At 32.6% G+C, this 19,176-nt stretch carries 13 protein-coding genes, 1 tRNA gene and 1 pseudogene; 8 read left to right on the forward strand and 7 right to left on the reverse strand.

All coding sequences use genetic code 11. The features are described 5' to 3' along the window. Positions 1-29: 29 nt before the first annotated feature. Positions 30-617 (forward strand): annotated as a pseudogene (gene coaE, locus HSX44_RS02505) (dephospho-CoA kinase). On the opposite strand, the gene HSX44_RS02510 reads toward coaE, so the two are convergent. Continuing rightward, on the reverse strand, positions 600-1,799 hold the full coding sequence (locus HSX44_RS02510; RefSeq protein WP_275602423.1) for a ribonuclease D: 1,200 nt from the start codon (positions 1,797-1,799) through the stop codon (positions 600-602). The pseudogene coaE and the gene HSX44_RS02510 sit on opposite strands and share 18 nt — an antisense overlap. 167 nt (positions 1,800-1,966) lie before the next feature. On the opposite strand from HSX44_RS02510, the gene HSX44_RS02515 reads away from it, so the two are divergent. Next, a tRNA-Asn gene (locus tag HSX44_RS02515) sits at positions 1,967-2,038 on the forward strand. 547 nt (positions 2,039-2,585) lie between these two features. On the opposite strand, the gene nuoH is transcribed toward HSX44_RS02515, so the two are convergent. The 3 genes from nuoH to HSX44_RS02530 are packed head-to-tail and all read right to left on the reverse strand — an operon-like array spanning position 2,586 to position 5,872. Beyond that, a complete protein-coding gene (gene nuoH / locus HSX44_RS02520; RefSeq protein ID WP_275602161.1) occupies positions 2,586-3,611 on the reverse strand; it encodes an NADH-quinone oxidoreductase subunit NuoH in 1,026 nt (341 codons plus the stop codon). Next, complete coding sequence (gene nuoG, locus HSX44_RS02525) at positions 3,595-5,646, reverse strand: NADH-quinone oxidoreductase subunit NuoG (protein WP_275602162.1); 2,052 nt, start codon at positions 5,644-5,646, stop codon at positions 3,595-3,597. Before nuoG ends, nuoH begins: the two co-directional genes overlap by 17 nt. A gap of 13 nt (positions 5,647-5,659) precedes the next feature. Next, positions 5,660-5,872: a hypothetical protein gene (locus tag HSX44_RS02530; protein WP_275602163.1), complete on the reverse strand. Its 213-nt coding sequence runs from the start codon at positions 5,870-5,872 to the stop codon at positions 5,660-5,662. Between the two features lie 986 nt (positions 5,873-6,858). On the opposite strand from HSX44_RS02530, the gene guaB reads away from it, so the two are divergent. After that, positions 6,859-8,352 carry an IMP dehydrogenase gene (gene guaB, locus HSX44_RS02535; RefSeq protein ID WP_275602164.1) on the forward strand — a complete coding sequence of 498 codons (1,494 nt, stop codon included), beginning with the start codon at positions 6,859-6,861 and terminating at the stop codon, positions 8,350-8,352. Positions 8,353-8,762: 410 nt separating this feature from the next. On the opposite strand, the gene HSX44_RS02540 is transcribed toward guaB, so the two are convergent. Next, on the reverse strand, positions 8,763-9,548 hold the full coding sequence (locus tag HSX44_RS02540) for a uracil-DNA glycosylase (RefSeq protein ID WP_275602165.1): 786 nt from the start codon (positions 9,546-9,548) through the stop codon (positions 8,763-8,765). Next, positions 9,541-10,077, reverse strand: coding sequence for a peptide deformylase (def, locus tag HSX44_RS02545; protein ID WP_275602166.1), 537 nt, complete (start codon positions 10,075-10,077; stop codon positions 9,541-9,543). The genes HSX44_RS02540 and def overlap by 8 nt, the downstream gene beginning before the upstream one ends. Before the next feature lie 145 nt (positions 10,078-10,222). On the opposite strand from def, the gene ftsA reads away from it, so the two are divergent. Next, complete coding sequence (gene ftsA, locus HSX44_RS02550) at positions 10,223-11,461, forward strand: cell division protein FtsA (RefSeq protein ID WP_275602167.1); 1,239 nt, start codon at positions 10,223-10,225, stop codon at positions 11,459-11,461. A gap of 410 nt (positions 11,462-11,871) precedes the next feature. Here ftsA and HSX44_RS02555 read toward each other — a convergent pair whose 3' ends face one another. Further along, on the reverse strand, positions 11,872-12,111 hold the full coding sequence (locus HSX44_RS02555) for a hypothetical protein (protein WP_275602168.1): 240 nt from the start codon (positions 12,109-12,111) through the stop codon (positions 11,872-11,874). A 680-nt stretch (positions 12,112-12,791) separates the two neighbouring features. Between HSX44_RS02555 and der the strand changes: the two genes are divergently transcribed. From der to leuS, 4 genes are all read left to right on the forward strand, one after another. Then, the gene (der, locus tag HSX44_RS02560; RefSeq protein WP_275602169.1) at positions 12,792-14,117 is read left to right on the forward strand and encodes a ribosome biogenesis GTPase Der; all 1,326 of its coding nucleotides are present in this window, start codon (positions 12,792-12,794) and stop codon (positions 14,115-14,117) included. A 50-nt stretch (positions 14,118-14,167) separates the two neighbouring features. Further along, complete coding sequence (locus HSX44_RS02565) at positions 14,168-14,656, forward strand: disulfide bond formation protein B (protein ID WP_275602170.1); 489 nt, start codon at positions 14,168-14,170, stop codon at positions 14,654-14,656. Between the two features lie 252 nt (positions 14,657-14,908). Next, complete coding sequence (locus HSX44_RS02570; protein ID WP_275602171.1) at positions 14,909-15,520, forward strand: murein hydrolase activator EnvC family protein; 612 nt, start codon at positions 14,909-14,911, stop codon at positions 15,518-15,520. 12 nt (positions 15,521-15,532) lie between these two features. Further along, complete coding sequence (gene leuS / locus HSX44_RS02575; RefSeq protein WP_275602172.1) at positions 15,533-18,073, forward strand: leucine--tRNA ligase; 2,541 nt, start codon at positions 15,533-15,535, stop codon at positions 18,071-18,073. The last annotated feature ends 1,103 nt before the right edge of the window (positions 18,074-19,176 follow it).

The following is a 19,176-nucleotide window of genomic DNA, read 5'->3' on the forward strand; positions in this document are numbered from 1 at the left end:
ATATAGCTTTACTAATATATTTTTAGCATATGGTTATAGGTCTAGCAGGTGAAATTGGAGTAGGAAAGAGTTTTGTAGCTAATTGCTTTAAAAAATTTTGTGCCGTTGTGTTTGACACTAATTTTATCGTATACCAGCTTTACAAAGTAAATAAGGGCATAATAAGTTACACAAAAGAAAATTTTCCTATAGTGGTAGTAAATGGCGAAATAGACAGAACAGTACTATCCAAATATCTTCTAGCTTATGATGAAAATTGGAAGCAATTTCAATCTTTAGTTCATTCTACTTTGCAAAATGAACTGGGATTCTTTATTGCTCAAGAAAAGAAGACTGATAAGAAGCTTTTAATTTTGGATATTCCTCTTTTATTAGAAACAAAACTTTGTTTATATTGCGACTCTATTGTTCTTTATCCATGCAGATAACATTATACAAGTTCAAAGGCTAATTCAACACAACATAGACAGAGAAAATCTGAATCTGATTTCTAATATTCAATTATCTATTGAGAAAAAAGAAGGATAAGTGACTTTGTTATTAACACCAGTACAAACAAAGAGTATGTTCTTTTTCAAAGAAAAAATATAATGGATTTGTTAAATTCCAGCAGTTGACTTCAACTCACAACTTGTATTTATCAAATTACTCCGAATTTCAGTTATATTATTCGTAAATTTCACTACCGAGATTTCAAACTTTGAGCTTGCATTCAAAAATGATTCAACTGACTTACCGAAAAAGTCATACCTCCACCCTTTAAATAGTTTATCCATTTGTCCAGATATTGAACCAACTAATTCATCCTTTGAGGAAACCAATTTTCTTGATATGTTATTTTCTTTACACTTGCTCTCTAGAATAACTGAAAGTATATCAAACACAGATCTATCATGACTGTTTAATGAAGTATAATTTTGTTGTATGAAATCTTTTTCATTCTCATTGAAAATATCTACAAATTCTAACAAATCTTTCTCCTTTACATTTTTTGCGTTCTTCTTGAGATTCTCTAAAATCTCATCAACACGCTCTACGTTTCTTTCAATAAACCCAGCTATTATAGAATTATTAATTATTTTATTACGATTCGTATTATAGCGCTGTGCTAAGGTCTCTTGCCATTCACTAACTGCTTTAACAGTTAACGTTAATCTCGGATTTGCTCCATGATTAAACTTAATTCTTTTCCATGCATCTTTTGGACTCTGCAAATACTTATTTATATCAACCACTGATTCCATCTCTTCTCGAAACCAGCCCATTCTATTCTTTTCTTCAAGCTTATCGTGCAATATTTGATGTAGATCATATAGATGAACTACATCACTTACTGCATAGTCTAACTGATCTTCGGACAATGGACGCTTCAACCAGTCTGAATTTTTAGCTTTAACCTTATTCAGCACTATTCCCTGATATTGTTCCACTACTTTTGAGTAACCAATAAAATTATAGTAATAATGACAAAACATAGCAGCAACTTGGGTATCAAAAATGGGAGCAGGTATACACTTAAATACAGTAAATAAAGATTCTATGTCTTGCCGACAGCTGTGAAATACTTTAATTATTTCTCGATCAAGCATGACTTTCTTAACAAATGATAAATCAATCTCTGGCGCTAATACATCTATAACAAAACTCCTTTCCTTATAAGAAATTTGAATTAATGACAATTTAGGATAATAGGTTAAGTTATTTCTAACGAACTCTGTGTCAACAGCTATAAATTTTGGCTTTTTTGCTATTAGCTCCCTACATATATTATTCAGATCCGACATTGTGCTAATTAGCATATATTTTTCATTCAATAATGCGATTTTATCGCTTGAATTAAATCTTTGCAACCAGTGACTTCTGGTAGAACTTTCTATCGCTTATATTCCCCCATAAAAGTCTTAGTTAAAGCACATGAAAACTATTTACAATCAAAGCTTAACCTGATAAATTAAAAACAGTTTATTCCTCGGTAGCTCAGTGGTAGAGCAGTTGGCTGTTAACCAATTGGCCGCTGGTTCGAATCCGGCCCGGGGAGTCATGCTAAAACTTTAATAAAACATAAATTTGTTACGGTAGTTTATTTTTAGCACTTATACATACGGTCTTCCGCTTCTAATTACTAGCTAAAAATTCCATCTTCTTTCCACAATCTGTTAATTTTCTACTACTTTTCTCAGAAAATTAGGTGCTTCTTTACAATTTCGAGAAAAGTAAATAAATGAATTTTTACAACGCTAGGAGAACCGTTTTCTGCATAAATATAGTTAATCTAATTAAGATTTTTTAATATTTAATATGAGAAAAAATAGACTTTAGCCATCATTATTTATCTAATTGTAGATTAGAAGAATTGTATAACTACAATCTGCCCTAGCTCTTTATAGCAACACTTGAATTACTTACTAAACGTATATCAAGGAAGAACACTTTTACTTTTTATATACCAAAAATTCTTTTTAAAATGCTGATCACAACCTTAAATCAAAAAATTTAGAAGAAGCCATAACACAAGAGCCTTAATCTTGTATATTATAATACAAGATTTATCAAAAAAAAATTCAATGTCAAAATCAGCAATATATTTATAACCCTAAACTTGGTAAATTTTTAGTAAAGAGAAGTACTCCTGAGGTAAGTATTACCCAAAGTAACGATATTGGCAGAAAAACTTTCCAACCAAGACGCATTAGTTGATCATACCGATAACGAGGCACAGTTGCCCTAACCCAAATAAATACGAATAATAGTAAAACTATCTTCAAAACGAACCAAACTAAACCTGGTATTTTATACAGTAAATTAAATTTTATAGGAGGATACCACCCTCCTAGAAAAAATATTGTCATCATAGCACTCGCTAAAATCATGTTAGCATATTCTCCAAGAAAGAAAAGAGCAAAAGGCATTGATGAATACTCAACGTTATATCCGGAAACAAGCTCTGCCTCAGCTTCTGGTAAATCAAAAGGGTGGCGATTAGTTTCTGCAAGAAGTGAAATAAAAAATACTATTGCTATAGGTACTAACAACATATCAACCCAAAATGGCATATTATGCTTTACCACTACCATTTCTCCGAGATTTAGTGTACCAGTTATAATAACAATTGTAGCAGCTATAAGACCTATTGAAACTTCATATGAGATCATTTGAGCAGCTGACCTTATGCTACCCAAAAATGCATAATTAGAATTACTAGACCAGCCTGCAATAATGATACCATATATTCCCAAGGAAGATATAGCTAGGACATAGAGCACTCCGACATTAATATTTGCTATTGCCTTAGGAATTACTACTTGCTGCCCATTTTCTATAATTACTTTAGCACCAAATGGTACCACTGCCCATGCAATTAATGCTAAAATAAAGGTAACAATCGGAGCCATGATGAATAATATGGTATTTGCTCTAGACGGTATTATTGGCTCTTTGGTTAGTAACTTAATAGCATCTGCAAATGGTTGTAATAGTCCAAAAGGACCAACAACACTTGGACCATGTCGTAGTTGAATTGCACCAATAACTTTGCGCTCAAAATACACTAAATACGCAACCGAAAGCAGTAGCTGCACCAAAATGAATAAGATGTTAACTAGCGTGCTCATAAAAGGCTTTAGTACAATCTGCCATTATTTTTGAAGCGCGACTTATTGGATCTGTCATATAAAAATTACACTCTTTTAAAGTAAAAGGTTTACCACTTAAGATTATTTTTTTACTGCAATTAGTTAAAATCAACTTGTTTTTTACCACTTGATCAGCATTTTTAAACTGTGGACCGATAGTATCTAATTTTTTTCTCACATCAAATAAACTATCATATGGTAAAGGGAAACCCAAATATTGGGATAAATTCTTGATGATTAACCAATCTTCCTTTGCTTCCCCAGGGGGAAGTACAGCCACATTCGTTCTTTGGGCTCGACCTTCAGTATTCACGTAAGTTGCATATTTCTCTGTGTACGCAGCTCCAGGTAAGATGATATCTGCTACATGTGCTCCTCTATCGCCATGATGACCTTGATAAATTACAAATGTATTCCCTAACTTTGATGTATCGATTTCATCTGCACCAAGAAGATAAACAACTTCCATCTCACCACTCTCTGCTTGCTTTAATATTTGGTTGATGTCTTTTCCACCATTTTTAGGGACAAATCCAATATCTAACCCACCAACTCTTGCTGCGGCTTTATGTAAAACATTAAAACCATTCCAGTCATCTTTAACCATATTAAATTTTTCTGCAATTGAAATGGCTAAAGCTAAAATTGACTCGGAATCACTTCTTGTTAATGCGTCTTGACCTACAATAAGCATAGGGCTTTGGGCAGTATTCAATAGCTTGCAAAATTTATGATCTCCATTTACTATTTCATTCAAGATATTAGGATTATTACCTAACTTTTCAACATAATATAAATACTCAACATCAGGACCAACGCTTGCAATAGGAAAATTCCCTTGTAAGTATCTTTTTCTTATACGTGCATTAATAATTGGGGCCTCTACTTTAGGATTTGTATTTATAAGTAAACATAAGTCTGCATTTTCTATATCCTCAATAGTAGTGTTAAATACATATGACCCACGATTGTCTGATATAAGTTTTGCTCCATCCTGTCTACAATCTAAATTTGCTGATCCAAGCTTATGCATCATTTCCTTTAATAAAAGCATAGATTCACAATCCGCTAAATCACCTGCAACTGCAGCTATTTTACTTGGTTTTGTACTCTTTAGCTTTTTTGCAGCAGCTGTTAATGCTTCATTCCAATCAACTGAAACTAATTTACCATCTCTCTTTATATAAGGTTGATCGAGACGTTGCACTTTTAGTCCATCGTAAGCAAAACGAGTTTTATCTGATATCCATTCTTCATTGATTTCTTCATTAAGCCTCGGTAATATTCGCATAATTTCAAGACCGCGATAGTCAACCCTGATTGCACTCCCTACAGCATCAAGCACATCTATAGTTTCACAATGTGATAGCTCCCATGAACGGGCCTTAAACAAGTAAGGCTTCGAAGTTAAAGCCCCTACAGGACAGAGATCTATGATATTTCCAGATAATTCAGAGCTAATGTACCTTTTCACATAAGTACTAACCTCCATCTTTTCTCCTCTACCAATTCCTCCAAGTTCATTTGTACCTGCTACATCAGACAAAAACCTAATGCACCGAGTACAATGAATACATCTATTCATTGCAGTTTCAATCAGTGGCCCAAAATATTTTTTTTGTACGGCCCTTTTATATTCATCAAATCTACTTATTCCTTTTCCATAAACCATCGTTATATCTTGTAGGTCACATTCACCACCTTGATCACAAATTGGACAGTCAAGTGGATGGTTAATAAGCAAAAACTCAAGCACACCTTCACGTGCTTTTTTAACTTTCGGAGTATCAGTGTGGATAACCATACCTTCTACAACTGGTGTTGCGCAAGAAGCTATCGGTTTTGGAGGTCCTCCTTCAACTTCAACCAGACACATTCTACAGTTGCCAGCAATTATTAAACGCTCATGATAACAAAAGCGCGGAATTTCAACACCTACGGTTTCGCAAGCTTGAATTATAGTAAACCCAGGTTCTACTTTACATTCCTTAGAATTAATGGTAATCTTAACCACAAATTTAAACCCACTATATAGATTCCCATTTTATAGGGCTACCACTTATTTCATCTTCAACCAAATTACCATCGTCATACTGAGCAGACATATAATTTACACGTGAATCACGATCTATATATCTGACTGGTTTTACTGGTTTATCTTTATACATTTTTTGTTCAGCTTTTTTACGCTGAGTAGGATTATTTTTACTAGCTGTTTTTTCTTTTCCTCCTATTACCATATAGACTCCTAAAAATTCTTTATTTTCATTTTAACATTTGAGTGTATAACGTCAATATTAAATAACTTTAAAGTTTTAATTAATAAGCAACCACTAATAACCAAAGAAAAATATCAGCTAGGCTTATAAGCTACGGCTAGCATTTTTATAATTTCACCATAAAAAGTCTGCTTACGCTGATTAAGTATTTTATAAATACTATGGTTGAGATTAGTACAATTATAAAGGCATCCAGAAACATAGTAAGAAATAGTATAAAACAGAAAATTATAAATAGCCCAAATACCATTTTTTAAAAAGATTTTACTGTCGTTTACATCAGAATGATGTTTATAAGAGTATATCCACATTTTTTCATATATACTACACAGTAACTTTCCTGAAGGGCCACTAAGCTTTGCTGCCATTGGTATATTAAAATATCATACTAATAGTAGTATCACGAGCATGATCATACAGATAACCGGTTTTAAGTATCATCGTATTATNTATAACGCAGGTGAATAATGTAGAAAAAATAGAAAAAACTTGCACAAATACTATTATTGCTATAGAACAATACCAATTACAAATACTAAAGATAGTGTCAAAATTCCTGAATAACTCATATTTCAATATCCATAAACTTTATATATCTTGCGATGTTTAAACTAGAATAAAGAAAGATATGTTATTAAATAATTGTAGCACCCTTATCTTTATATAAGGCTGACTGTTTGTGCACTTTTCATACTGAGTAAACTTACTTGCTAAGTCCTAACATAAAGTACTTAGATGATATTCTTGGTGATTAGCAACGTCGACAATTTATTAGATGCATGAACAAGAAACCTACTATTAGAACAAATGGCATTATAATAAGTAAAATACAATACTGCGTCAACACATAACGTAGAAGAACCTTGTTTAAGTTAACTATAGCTAAAATTTTGCAGAAAACTATATTGCAATTCAATTAATTGACGTATAAGCTTTAAATAAAGCTTATGAAAAAAATGGAAGTTTGCTATTCGTTTGACGATATACTTCTTTTACCAGCTCATTCTAATATATTGCCTTGTGATACAGATACAAAAACTTATTTAACAAACAATATAGAACTCAACATCCCTCTTATATCCTCTGCAATGGATACTGTTACCGAATCAGACTTTGCAATAACTATTGCTCAGCATGGTGGAATAGGCTGCATACATAAAAACCTATCAATAGACGAACAAGTTTCAGAGGTTAGAAGGGTAAAAAAATATGAAAGTTGGATTGTATACAATCCTATTACAATTTCTCCAGATAAAACAGTTGCGGAAGCAATTTTATTAATGAAAGAGTATAACTACTCCGGTATTCCTGTAGTTGACCAACATAAGTTAGTTGGCATCCTCACTAACCGAGATTTAAGGTTTATTGAAGACCGGAACATAAATATAAAAGTCTCTGAAGTAATGACAAAAGATAAGTTAATTACAGTGCGGGAGCAAGAAGTGAACAGTGCTTCAGCAATGAAATTGTTACATGAAAATAGAATAGAGAAACTTTTAGTCATAGATGAGAACTCTTGTTGTATAGGACTAATTACAATTAAGGACATTGAAAAATACAATAGGTACCCCAACTCATGCAAAGACAGCAAAGGACGACTAAGAGTTGCTGCTGCAATTGGCATTGGTAAAAAGGATGGCATTGAAAGGTGTGAAGCTTTAATTGGAAAAGAAATTGACGTAATTATTGTAGATACTGCTCACGGTCATTCTGAAAATGTCATTAATACCATTAGGGAAATAAAAGCTATGTATCCAAACACACAGTTAGTAGGTGGAAACATTGCTACAAAAGAGGCTGCTGAAGCGTTAATTGACGTGGGCGTTGATGCAGTAAAGGTTGGCGTAGGACCTGGATCGATCTGTACAACTAGAATAGTTACAGGTGTTGGTGTACCACAATTTTCCGCAATTCAAAATGTTGCAGAAGTATGTAAGGCAAGAAAAGTAAGATTAATTGCCGATGGTGGTATAAAATACTCAGGAGACGTTGCAAAAGCTATTGCAGCTGGCGCCGACTCTGTAATGATTGGTTCACTTTTTGCAGGCACTGACGAAAGTCCAGGTGAAATTATCACATATAAGGGTAGAACATACAAATGCTACCGAGGAATGGGATCTATTAGCGCAATGAAAAGAGGTTCAGCTAGCCGTTATTTTCAAGATAAAGACTCGAAGCTAAAATTAGTTCCACAAGGAGTAGAGGGAAGAGTTCCATCTAAAGGTCCAGCTTCAGGAGTAATTCATCAATTAATTGGTGGACTACAAGCTGCAATGGGATACACTGGTAATAGGAGTATAGAAGAAATGAGAAAAAACTGTAAATTCGTTACTATCACTCCATCAGGATTAAGAGAAAGTCATGCTCATGATATAATCATTACACAAGAGGCTCCAAATTACGCTCACCAAGCATCTAATTCATCAGCCAACTCAGAGTGAAGTTATATAGTTGTGTAGTTAATCATATTAAGCTAATATCTTTAGTACCTGGTAAGTTCGATTTATCCAGTCCACACCAATTATAAATATTAAGGAATTTACTAAAAAGAGAGAAAATGCAAAAAACCATAGTATTGGTTTTAGCTCTCTAACTATAATTAGAGCTAACATTCTTTGCTTACACTTAATTTAAGTGAGGTTTGGCTAAATATAGAAAAACTTTTGAAAACATATAGCTACTACAATTTTATGTAACTTGCAAAAAAAATACCTTAAGTTTTTTACTGAATCTGCAGATCAAAAAGAAATTTTAGAATTAGAAACACTCTTAATTCTAAGAAAATAAGGTTGCTAGACTTCGTTAAGTAACTTCCATGACAGTTAGCTACTTTCCACTAACAATCATTTTGCTAAATATTAGCATCAAGATACTCTCTGATCTTCTTTAAGTCTTCCCAAGCTAAACGTTTTTGCGATGGTTGACGAAGTAGGTAAGCTGGATGAAATATAGCAATTGTAGTAATTGAATGAAATAAATATTGGTTAGTATAAGTATGAAATCTACCACGTAAGGTTGATATAATTTTCGTATTATCAAGAAGACTATAACACGCGATTCCCCCAACTAAAACCAGAATCTTCGGTGAAATCAGTACAATATGTTTTTCAACAAATGGCCTACATATATCAAGCTCTAAGTTAGTTGGCTTTCTATTACCTGGTGGACGCCAAAATACAACATTACTTATATATACTTTAGTGCGGTCGAGGTTTATTGCATTTAACATTTTATCAAGCAGCATTCCACTTGCGCCACAAAATGGTATACCTTGCAGGTCTTCACTTGCACCTGGAGCTTCACCAATAAGCATAATTTTTGCATTTGGATTACCATCGGAAAAAACAGTATTGGTTGCAGTTTTTTTTATCTCACAACCTTCAAACGATGTAACTACACTTCTTAGTTCACTTACACTATTACACTTGCTTGCAAGCTTTCTCGCCTCAATTACCCAATCACTTGGAAACATAAATTGTTGCTCTTTTCTTTGAGTTTCAGCCTGAATGGTAGTGGACTGTATAAACTTACTTTCTTTTTCTTCCTTTACTTCCTTTTCTTCTTCGCTCTCTGTTAACGTACAATCAATACCCTCTTCGTGGTAGAATCTTAATAATTCCAGATCTTCATTACTCATAGCGCCTCTTAACCTTTTGTGCTTTTTTCATAGCTATATCATACTTTAATTTAGATAAACGTCTAATATATAATATACCATTTAAATGATCTATCTCGTGTTGAATACATCTTGCAAGCCAACCACCAGCTTTTAGCATCTGTTCTTCATTATTTAAATCTTTATACCTTACAGTTAAATATTTTGGACGTCTGATTTCATAATTTTGCTCCGGAATTGAAAGACATCCTTCTTTAAGAATTACTTGTTCATCAGATAACTCTATAATTTCAGGATTAATCATACAAAATTCACCGGTCAATTCATGTCCTGCTAACCCACTTTCAACACCTTCTAACTGGACATCCATAACAAAAACCCTCTTCAACACTCCAACTTGCACTGCAGCAAGGCCAAAACCTTCTGCATCATACATAGTTTCAAACATGTCGTTTACTAATTCTCTAATTTCATCGTTTATATCTATTACTTCACTAGCACGTATGGTTAACTTTCCATCGGGGGCAATTATAATTGGTAGTTTAGGCATAAGGCTATAATTTTATATTTTATTTTTTCTCTTGTCCAGTATTTAGGGTATATTAAAATGTTGCTGTACTCTTACAATTACAATAGAAATATAAATTATTAAAGCAAGCTACAACTTAAATGAAATTCTATAATAAGATTAACTAATGTACTCTGCAGTAATAGTAAAACCAAAAAGAAACACTTTTGCTGTTTTAGATATAGGTACAACAAAGATTATTTGCCTAATTATTGAGATCAGTGGAAACCTTAGCTACAAAATAACAGGAACAGGTTATAAGATTGCAGAAGGTATAAATGGTGGATCAGTAACTGATATAAAACATGCAAATTGCTCTATCTCATCAACTATAGCTCTGGCTAAACAAATATCAGAGAAAACCATAGACCAAATATACGTTAATGTTGCTGGATGCGGAATCTCATCTTTCAATATACATAACGAAATTATTACAGCTAATCATGAAATTTCTGACCGAGACATAAAACGTGTAGTCTCTCAAACATTTGAGAAATACATTGAAGAAAACGTTATCATTCACAATATACCACTGAAATATCAATTAGACGACATGACTGATATAAAGGAGGTTAGTGGTTTGTATGGGAAAAAACTATCTGCTGACGTGAATGTTGTTACTGCTTCGCGTCCGGCACTCACCAACATTGAAAATTGTATAATCAATAATGATGGAATAAGTATGGCTGGTTGTGTTGCTTCTGCGTATTCTGCTGGTTTTGCTTGTCTAAGTGAAGATGAAAAAGAGCTCGGAACTGCTATTGTTGATATAGGTGGTGGATATACTGCAGTTGGAATTTTCAAGCGAGGCAAGCTCATATATGCAAGCAGCATTCCAATCGGCGGTGTTCATATCACTCGAGATATAGCTTATGGGCTATGCACAAGTATAGAATATGCAGAACGTATAAAAATATTGTATGGTAACACTATTATAACCTCAATAGATGAAAACGAATATATTACAGTGCAAAATAATGAAAATGATGAACCAATTCAAGCGCCCAAGTACAAACTTGTTGATATCGTAAGACCAAGAGTTGAAGAAATACTCGAACTAGTAAAAGAGCAATTTCAGGAACAGAAAAACTTAATTAATAAAGTAGTCATTACAGGAGGAACAAGCCAGCTCACAAGCATGAAAGAGATTGCAAGCTACGTATTCAATAAACAAGTCCGTATTGGGTATCCTGAATCTTGTAATGGTCTTGAAGATGAATACAATAAAAATCCCGTATTTTCTGCTGCTATAGGTTCCATAAAACTTATAATTGACACTTTTTACAAAAATAATGCTAGAATGCTCGATCATGATAGTAAAATAGGTAAATTATACCACTGGGTAAAATCAAAGATTACAGCTTAGTGATCTTATCAAGAGAAAGTGAAGAGAAAGATGACTCGCTTCATAGAGAGGCATATACCATTGCTAAATGCAATGATATGATATAATAATTAGAACTTTAACCTAAAANTAGTAACCACAATCAATGCACTAACTTCACCTAGAACGCCAAACGACTCACTTTATTTCTAACTTTTTCTTCAACAAAACTTTTGGCTTTATTAACAATCTTTTCTATACGTAGTGCTTTTTTAATGTTTCATAATGTTTTAAGAAAATTCCATAATTTTTATTATCTATGTATACCATTATTATACTAAAATTTAATGAATTATTTTCAGGTTTATGAGCTTTTTAAGAGAACAAAATCGTTTCAGGTTTCTCACTATTCACATTAAAAGTCATTTTTACTCTGCCTTTCATATATGATACTATCCATCATACAGCCAAATTATGTTATTTCCTTCTCTCATTCTTAATGTACCATACTCTAAATCTTTAAATTCTGGAGAATCCATAAATTTTTCAGAAGTTATAAAACTTTCTTCTGGACACTTCATACAACAAAATCCGTTATATATCTCTCTACCATAACTCCTTCTTTTCATCATTTTCAATGCTATTACATACAACTTCTTCTGAACGTAATAAATAATCACTACACTTCTCATTGAAATTCTAATCTATTGGTATACTGCCACAGTACAAATCCGAAATTTCCTTACTAACATATGATCTCTTAAAATTAAAACCAGCTATTTTAAAGGAAAGAAAATCTAATTTTTCCTTCTTACTTTCTTTCAAGACTTAAATTTTGCCTTTTGGATCAAATCTACATTTTTATAAATGCCATATTAATGACATTTCTTTTACTAATTGTCTTTTTCTCTCATCTGAGATTATACTTTGCATTAATTTATATGGCATACCAAACATTGTTTTATCCTTATATTATATGTAAGATCTATAATTTCTAGCAACTTATCCAGAATTTTCCTACAACTTAATCACAAGAAACTACTTCATACTTCTTTTCTATATCTTCTAATCGTCCTAAAATCTTTCTTCTATTTTCCCCTCTCAATTTGTTTATACATTATCCATGCTTAATTGAAAAATTATCTTTTTTCCGGGAATTCTATATTCCTATGTTAATACTTCTGCACTTCTTGTTATTCTAATCTCTCTTAGTTACATTTACCATCTATTCAAACATTAGTATAATCACCTCTCGCTTTCACATAATAAAATTAAGATAAAACATTATTATTTTAAGGCATTGATATAATCAATAAAGTCAATAGTAAACTGAAAAATTTTGATTATAATTTACCTTGAGACTTTTAAATTTATGCTGAAAATAACTATAGTAGGACTGCCAAACACTGGCAAGTCAACCCTATTTAACAGGCTGGTGGGAAGAAAAGCAGCAGTAGTTAGCAACATTCCAGGAGTAACAAGAGACAGACGTGAAGAAGCTGGAAGAATTAGTGACTTAGAATTTAAAGTTATAGATACAGGAGGATGGAACGATCGAACTAACTTCTCATTACAAGTTATTGAACAAATCGAATTTTCTTTATCTGATTCAGACATAATTTTCTTTCTTGTTGATGCAAAAGTGCAAAATGAGCAAAATAAAAAGTTTGCAAAATGGCTGAAAAGAAAAACAAATAAACCTGTAATACTTATAGCAAACAAATGCGAGAGTTATAAATCTGAAAATGTTGACTATCTGCAATTTTTTGATTTCATAGGTCCAGTATATATTTCAGCCGAACACAATCTTGGCATGGTTGACCTTTATAACACTCTATCTAGTGCTATTAAAAATTTAGATCAAGGCACTGAACTACTGGTTGACAAGTTCAGTAAGTTTAGAATCGCAATAATTGGCCGCCCGAATGTCGGAAAGTCAACCTTTCTAAACAGTTTACTCTCAGAAAACAGACTAATAACAAGTTCAGAACCAAGAACTACACGTGATTCTGTGGATATTATATATAATTATAACGGAGAATTAATCACTCTCATCGATACCGCAGGGATCGACAGAAAAATGAATATTGTAGATAACTTAGAATCAAGATTCATTAAGAAAAGCATAGAATCAATAAAACGTTCTCATGTAGTAATTTTAATGCTAGACTCCATTATGGGTATTGAACAACAGAATTTATCAATTGGTGAGACTGCAATCAAAGAAGGAAAAGGAATTATCATTGTTTTAAATAAATGGGATTTAATAAATAAAGATGATAGGAGTAAATTAATAAAATTTATAGAGCAACAGAAAGTAACGAGGTTATCTTTGGAAGTGTCAGTGATAACGATTTCTGCATTAAAAGGTATGTATTGTAGTAATGTGATAGATAAATGCCTTGAAGTAAACCAATTCTTAAACAAAAAAATTAGTACAGCGAAACTAAATAAGTGGCTAATTAGTGCTTTGGATAATCATCCTCACCCACTTGTAAAAGGTAGATCAATTAAAATGAAGTATATCGCCCAAACTGGTACTAAACCTCCTGCTTTTTCTTTAATATGTAACATACCTAAGAGTGTCGATGAGAGTTATAAACGCTATTTAACTAACGATCTCAGAAAGAGTTTCTTTACTAAAGGCGTACCAGTCAGGTTATTTTTAAAAAAGAATAAAAATCCTTATGTAAAATAAGGATTTTACTTTACTCTTTTAGAGCTCTTTATAATAATTCATTTTAAATTATGCATAATAACTCTAGAGTTTCTATAATTTTCTTGTTATCAACTACTTTTGCTCTAATTTCTGCATATGTGCTAGAGTATTTTTTTAATATGCTGCCATGCAAACTATGTATATATGAGCGGGTAGTTTACTATATTACAGGATTACTCGTAGTGGTGCATATGCTCAAAAAAAACAAAATTCTAATTTACGCAATGTTTTGTAGCTATTTTATAGGCACATTAATATCTTTTTACCATATAGGTCTTGAATTACATTTATTTTACGACATTTTAGGCTGTACAGAACAAGTAGCAGGTGACAATGTTAGCATAGAAGAGCTTAGAGATAAGCTATTAAATCCTAATTACTCTCCATCTTGTGACAGTCCTAGTTATATTCTAGGTGTTTCCCTAGCAACATGGAATCTTATTTATCTTATAGCAGCTCTATTTCTATCAAGGAGAATCTATTATGGAGGANAAAGAAATCTTAAAGTGCAACAGTAATGAGTTTACAGACTGATCTTACCCAGAAAGAGCGAAGAGAAAGAAGAGTAAAATGTTTTTTATAAAAGAGCATCTATTATAAAGTACAGAGGAACTATGTAGAGTTCTAAAGTAGCTATGAGTAAGTTGCAAGAAGAATAAGCAGTAGTGGATCGATTCACAAGAACAAAAAATAAAATCAGCACTAACAAAAGTCTTATTACCTTTAAAAGTATGTTATTTAATATGGTTTGAATTACCTTAAATAAACTTATGTGGCGCATAACCTTGTTATTTATATTACAGGTAACACTAGTAAGTTGTGGTCTACAAAAACCTTCACCTGTACTATTTAAAGGCGAAGAATTTTACGGAAAAAGAGACCTAGAATATACAAGAGAGTACCATCTCATTAAGAATGATACTGATTCAACAAGAAAAGAAAATAGAAAAGCCACTATAAATAGAATATACAGAGATAAGAATGATGCACAAAACGTGAAAATCAATGAGTCAAACTATAAATTTGCAATGCCAGTAAAAGGTACTACTATCTTTTCTGATAAGACATGCAAAGATGGAGTAAAAATCGTTGCTCAAAGGGGGACAAATGTAGTTGCTTCTGCACCTGGTAAAATAATATATGTAGGCAAAGGACTTAGGTGGTATGGAAACTTAATTATAATGGAACACAAAAATAATTACATAACTGTATATTCCTATTTGAAAAATATACATGTTAAAATTGGTGATAAAGTAAAACAAGGACAAGTTATTGGGTCTGCAGGCAAATCAAGCACACAAGATAAAGATCCACAAATCTGCTTTATAATACGGCGCAATGGTCAAGCGATTGATCCTTTGTTGCATATGAACTGTGATTAAATTTGGATTTATATGAAATATGATTTTAAAACCGTTGAAAAATTTTATCAAAATAAGTGGAATTTCTCTGTAAGCAAGAATAGTAAACGAAATAAATGCTATGTGTTGGAAATGTTTCCATATCCATCTGGCAAAATTCATATGGGACACTTGCGTAACTATACAATAGGAGATGTAATAGCACGTTATAAAAGAGCGCGTGGATTTGAGGTTTTGCACCCAATTGGCTGGGATGCATTTGGATTACCAGCTGAAAATGCAGCAAGGGACAATAATATTAACCCCGCAATTTGGACAAAAGAGAATATAGATAATATGCGTATGCAACTAAAATCTATAGGTCTTTCCTATAATTGGGAGCGTGAACTCTCCACGTGTGAGCCTGATTATTGTAAACACGAGCAAAAACTTTTTTTAGATCTTTTAAAGCATGGTCTTGCTTACCGAAAAGAGTCATGGGTTAACTGGGATCCAGTAGACCAAACAGTACTTGCGAATGAACAGGTAATCGATGGAAAAGGCTGGCGTTCAGGTGCAGTTGTTGAAAAACGTAAGCTAACCCAGTGGTTTTTAAAGATTACTGATTTTGCCGAAGATTTGCTCAAGTGCCTGCAAAATTTAAAGAATTGGCCAGAAAAAGTAAAAACAATGCAAGAAAGTTGGATAGGAAAATCTAAAGGCATCACTATAGAGTTTGAAATAATTGGTTTAAACAAAAAATTGAAAATCTTTACAATTCACCCTCACACTTTATTTGGAGCTTCCTTTTGTGCAGTGGCAGCAGAGCACCCTATTATAAAGAATTTCAAAAACAAAAAAATACAGGATCTTATCGATAATCTGAAAATAAAGGAGAAAAATGACGAAAAAATTGGAATTTACACCGGATTAAATGTCAAACATCCATTTCTTAATAGGGAGTTGCCACTCTATGTAGCGAATTTTATATTGACAGAATATGGAGAAGGTGCAATTTTTGGGTGCCCTGCGCATGATCAGCGTGATCTTGAATTTGCACAAAAACATGATTTGCCAATTATTCCCGTAATTTGTGAAGAAGGAACACAAAATATAGATACTTTAAGAGAAATATGTATCAATGATGGAGTGATGTTTAATTCTGAATTTTTAAATGGATTGACGGCTAGTAAAGCAAAAGAAGTAGTCATCAAAAAGCTTGAAGAAAAAGGAATAGGTAAAAAAACTGTAAACTATCGCTTACATGACTGGGGAATCTCAAGGCAACGTTATTGGGGATGCCCTATACCTATTATATATTGTAAAGATTGTGGTACTATTCCAGTACCAGAAAAAGACCTTCCTGTAACTTTACCACCGGACGTAGAATTTACAAGCGGTGGCAATCCACTTGATAAACACCCAACATGGAAATTTGTTGACTGCCCAAAATGTGGAAAACAAGTAGAGCGTGAAACTGATACATTTGACACTTTTTTTGAATCTTCTTGGTATTTTGCTGCATTTTGTAGTGAAGATAAGTTTATCAATAAGGATGCTTGCAACCATTTTATGCCTGTCGATTATTATATAGGTGGAATAGAACATGCAATCTTGCACCTGCTTTACTCACGATTTTTCTGCCGCGCTTTAACTAGATGTGGTTATTTTGACATTAAGGAACCTTTCTCTACCTTAATCACTCAAGGAATGGTTTGTCATACAACTTATAAAGATGAGAATGGTAAATGGCTATTTCCTGAAGAAGCAAAAGAATTAGTAGCACTAGGTTTAAAAATCCAAGTTGGTAAGGTTGAGAAGATGAGCAAATCGAAAAGGAATATAGTTGATCCAAATTTCATCATAAAAAAATATGGTGCAGATACTGCACGTTTGTTTGTATTGTCCGACACTCCTCCAGAAAAAGACATAGAATGGTCAGACAACGGTATAGAAGGCTGTTTTCGCTATATAAATAAATTATGGCGCATGGTAATGCAATTCAAACCTATTGTTATCCAAAATCAATCCCCTACCATCCAAGTAGCCGACACCGAGATCAAAAAAGGAAATATGTTATCACATACTGAAATAACACCAGATAAAAATGTTACAAATAAACTTTTAGAGCATAGAAAGAAAATGCACAAACTCTTACACGGACTTACAGATGACTTAGAAAGCTGCAAATTAAATTGTGCAGTGGCAAAATTCCGTGAGATGACGAACTTAATAGCCGAAATAGATATAAAGAACGGAAAATCACTCATTGATGAAAGTATATGCACCCTAATCAGAGTAATCGAACCGTTTATACCACACTTAGCCGAAAGCCTATGGCAAGAAATAGGGGGTGAAGGCATGCTATATCTACAGCCTTGGCCAGAAGTTGCTAAGTCACTACTGATTGATGACGTAGTAACTGTAGCAGTGCAAATCAACGGAAAATTGAGTACAATAATTGAGGTAGCAATTAATCTGCCTAAAGAAGAATTGAAGAAAATAGCAATGAGTTCTGTATCCAATAAGATAGATCAAAACAAAGTTCGAACTATATATACTATACCAAACAAGATAGTAAACATAGTTGTGTAAAAATCTGAGTAGCGCATTTATAATGCTATAATTATATTTCTTAATATAAGAAATATGTATTTGTGCATTGTATATATTTTCCCCTGTATAAGAAGATATATAAAAATGAAGAGATTACGCACTTTAGCTATGTTGCTCACCTTATCTTTAGCAAACATAGCTAACAACTTAGTAATTGATTTAGAAGGTCAATACCCTACACTATACAGGTTTAAACTTTAGTGCTGAATAGAGTAATAATCTTATTATGAATCCAACGCTATTTTTAGTCAGATTATAACAAAAATCCCAGCTCGAACTTAAAGTTCTCAGTAAGGTTGAATCACTAAAGAATATATGGGCTGGATTATTAGCAAACTATCCTTACTATTTTAACCCAATACTAACCCGAGATTTCATGTTGGTACAGGTTCAATAAGTAAATCTCCAAATAAATATCCTTTTTTTAGTATCACTGAAAATATACCAGAGCCACAAAAAATGAGAAGCATTCTTAGTGACATGCTTGATCTTGTTAAAGGCCTAATTATAGACTATAAAAAAAAGAAAAGAATATAAAAAGTCACCAATAAAAAAAGGACTGAAACCTATACGGCGAAAGGTAAAANACAAAATCATCAGTAAAAGAAAAGTAAAACCACTAGCGGGAGAAAAAACAAAGCCTACAATAACGAAAAATAATAAGCGTAACAATAGATGAGAAAGAAATGCTACCCTTTGGTGGACAAAATACTGAATTCTATTCTTAGAAACTGAAAGTTAATGTCGATTTTACAAAATACTCAGCAGGTAGCTACACAATTGGTATTACTGTAAATAAGTGATTTAAAAGCGAAACATATACTATGGGTAACGATGCAACTTTTTGGATAATGAAATAGGGGATGACGATTATCAATCGGTGTTTGTGAAAAAAAAGTGGTTTTATACTTGCGTTCTACTTTAGTTTTATACCAGAATGTGATGATTATAACTGTGGTAAATCTTGATAAGCATATTGGTTTTTGAGAAGGTTAAAATAAACATTATTTTATATATATTATATTAATTTATTTATATTATATAAATAGTTTTCATAACTTGTTGATTAGAACTACTTTAAA

The organism is Wolbachia endosymbiont of Onchocerca gibsoni (assembly GCF_029169405.1).
Taxonomy (GTDB): Bacteria; Pseudomonadota; Alphaproteobacteria; order Rickettsiales; family Anaplasmataceae; genus Wolbachia.

Excerpts from the sequence above, each read along its gene's own strand:
- HSX44_RS02510 (WP_275602423.1), bottom strand. The coding sequence starts at position 1,799 with ATGCTAATTAGCACAATGTCGGATCTGAATAATATATGTAGGGAGCTA.
- nuoH (WP_275602161.1), bottom strand. The coding sequence starts at position 3,611 with ATGAGCACGCTAGTTAACATCTTATTCATTTTGGTGCAGCTACTGCTT.
- HSX44_RS02530 (WP_275602163.1), bottom strand. The coding sequence starts at position 5,872 with ATGGTAATAGGAGGAAAAGAAAAAACAGCTAGTAAAAATAATCCTACT.
- guaB (WP_275602164.1), top strand. The coding sequence starts at position 6,859 with ATGAAAAAAATGGAAGTTTGCTATTCGTTTGACGATATACTTCTTTTA.
- HSX44_RS02540 (WP_275602165.1), bottom strand. The coding sequence starts at position 9,548 with ATGAGTAATGAAGATCTGGAATTATTAAGATTCTACCACGAAGAGGGT.
- def (WP_275602166.1), bottom strand. The coding sequence starts at position 10,077 with ATGCCTAAACTACCAATTATAATTGCCCCCGATGGAAAGTTAACCATA.
- ftsA (WP_275602167.1), top strand. The coding sequence starts at position 10,223 with ATGTACTCTGCAGTAATAGTAAAACCAAAAAGAAACACTTTTGCTGTT.
- HSX44_RS02555 (WP_275602168.1), bottom strand. The coding sequence starts at position 12,111 with ATGAGAAGTGTAGTGATTATTTATTACGTTCAGAAGAAGTTGTATGTA.
- der (WP_275602169.1), top strand. The coding sequence starts at position 12,792 with ATGCTGAAAATAACTATAGTAGGACTGCCAAACACTGGCAAGTCAACC.
- HSX44_RS02570 (WP_275602171.1), top strand. The coding sequence starts at position 14,909 with ATGTGGCGCATAACCTTGTTATTTATATTACAGGTAACACTAGTAAGT.
- leuS (WP_275602172.1), top strand. The coding sequence starts at position 15,533 with ATGAAATATGATTTTAAAACCGTTGAAAAATTTTATCAAAATAAGTGG.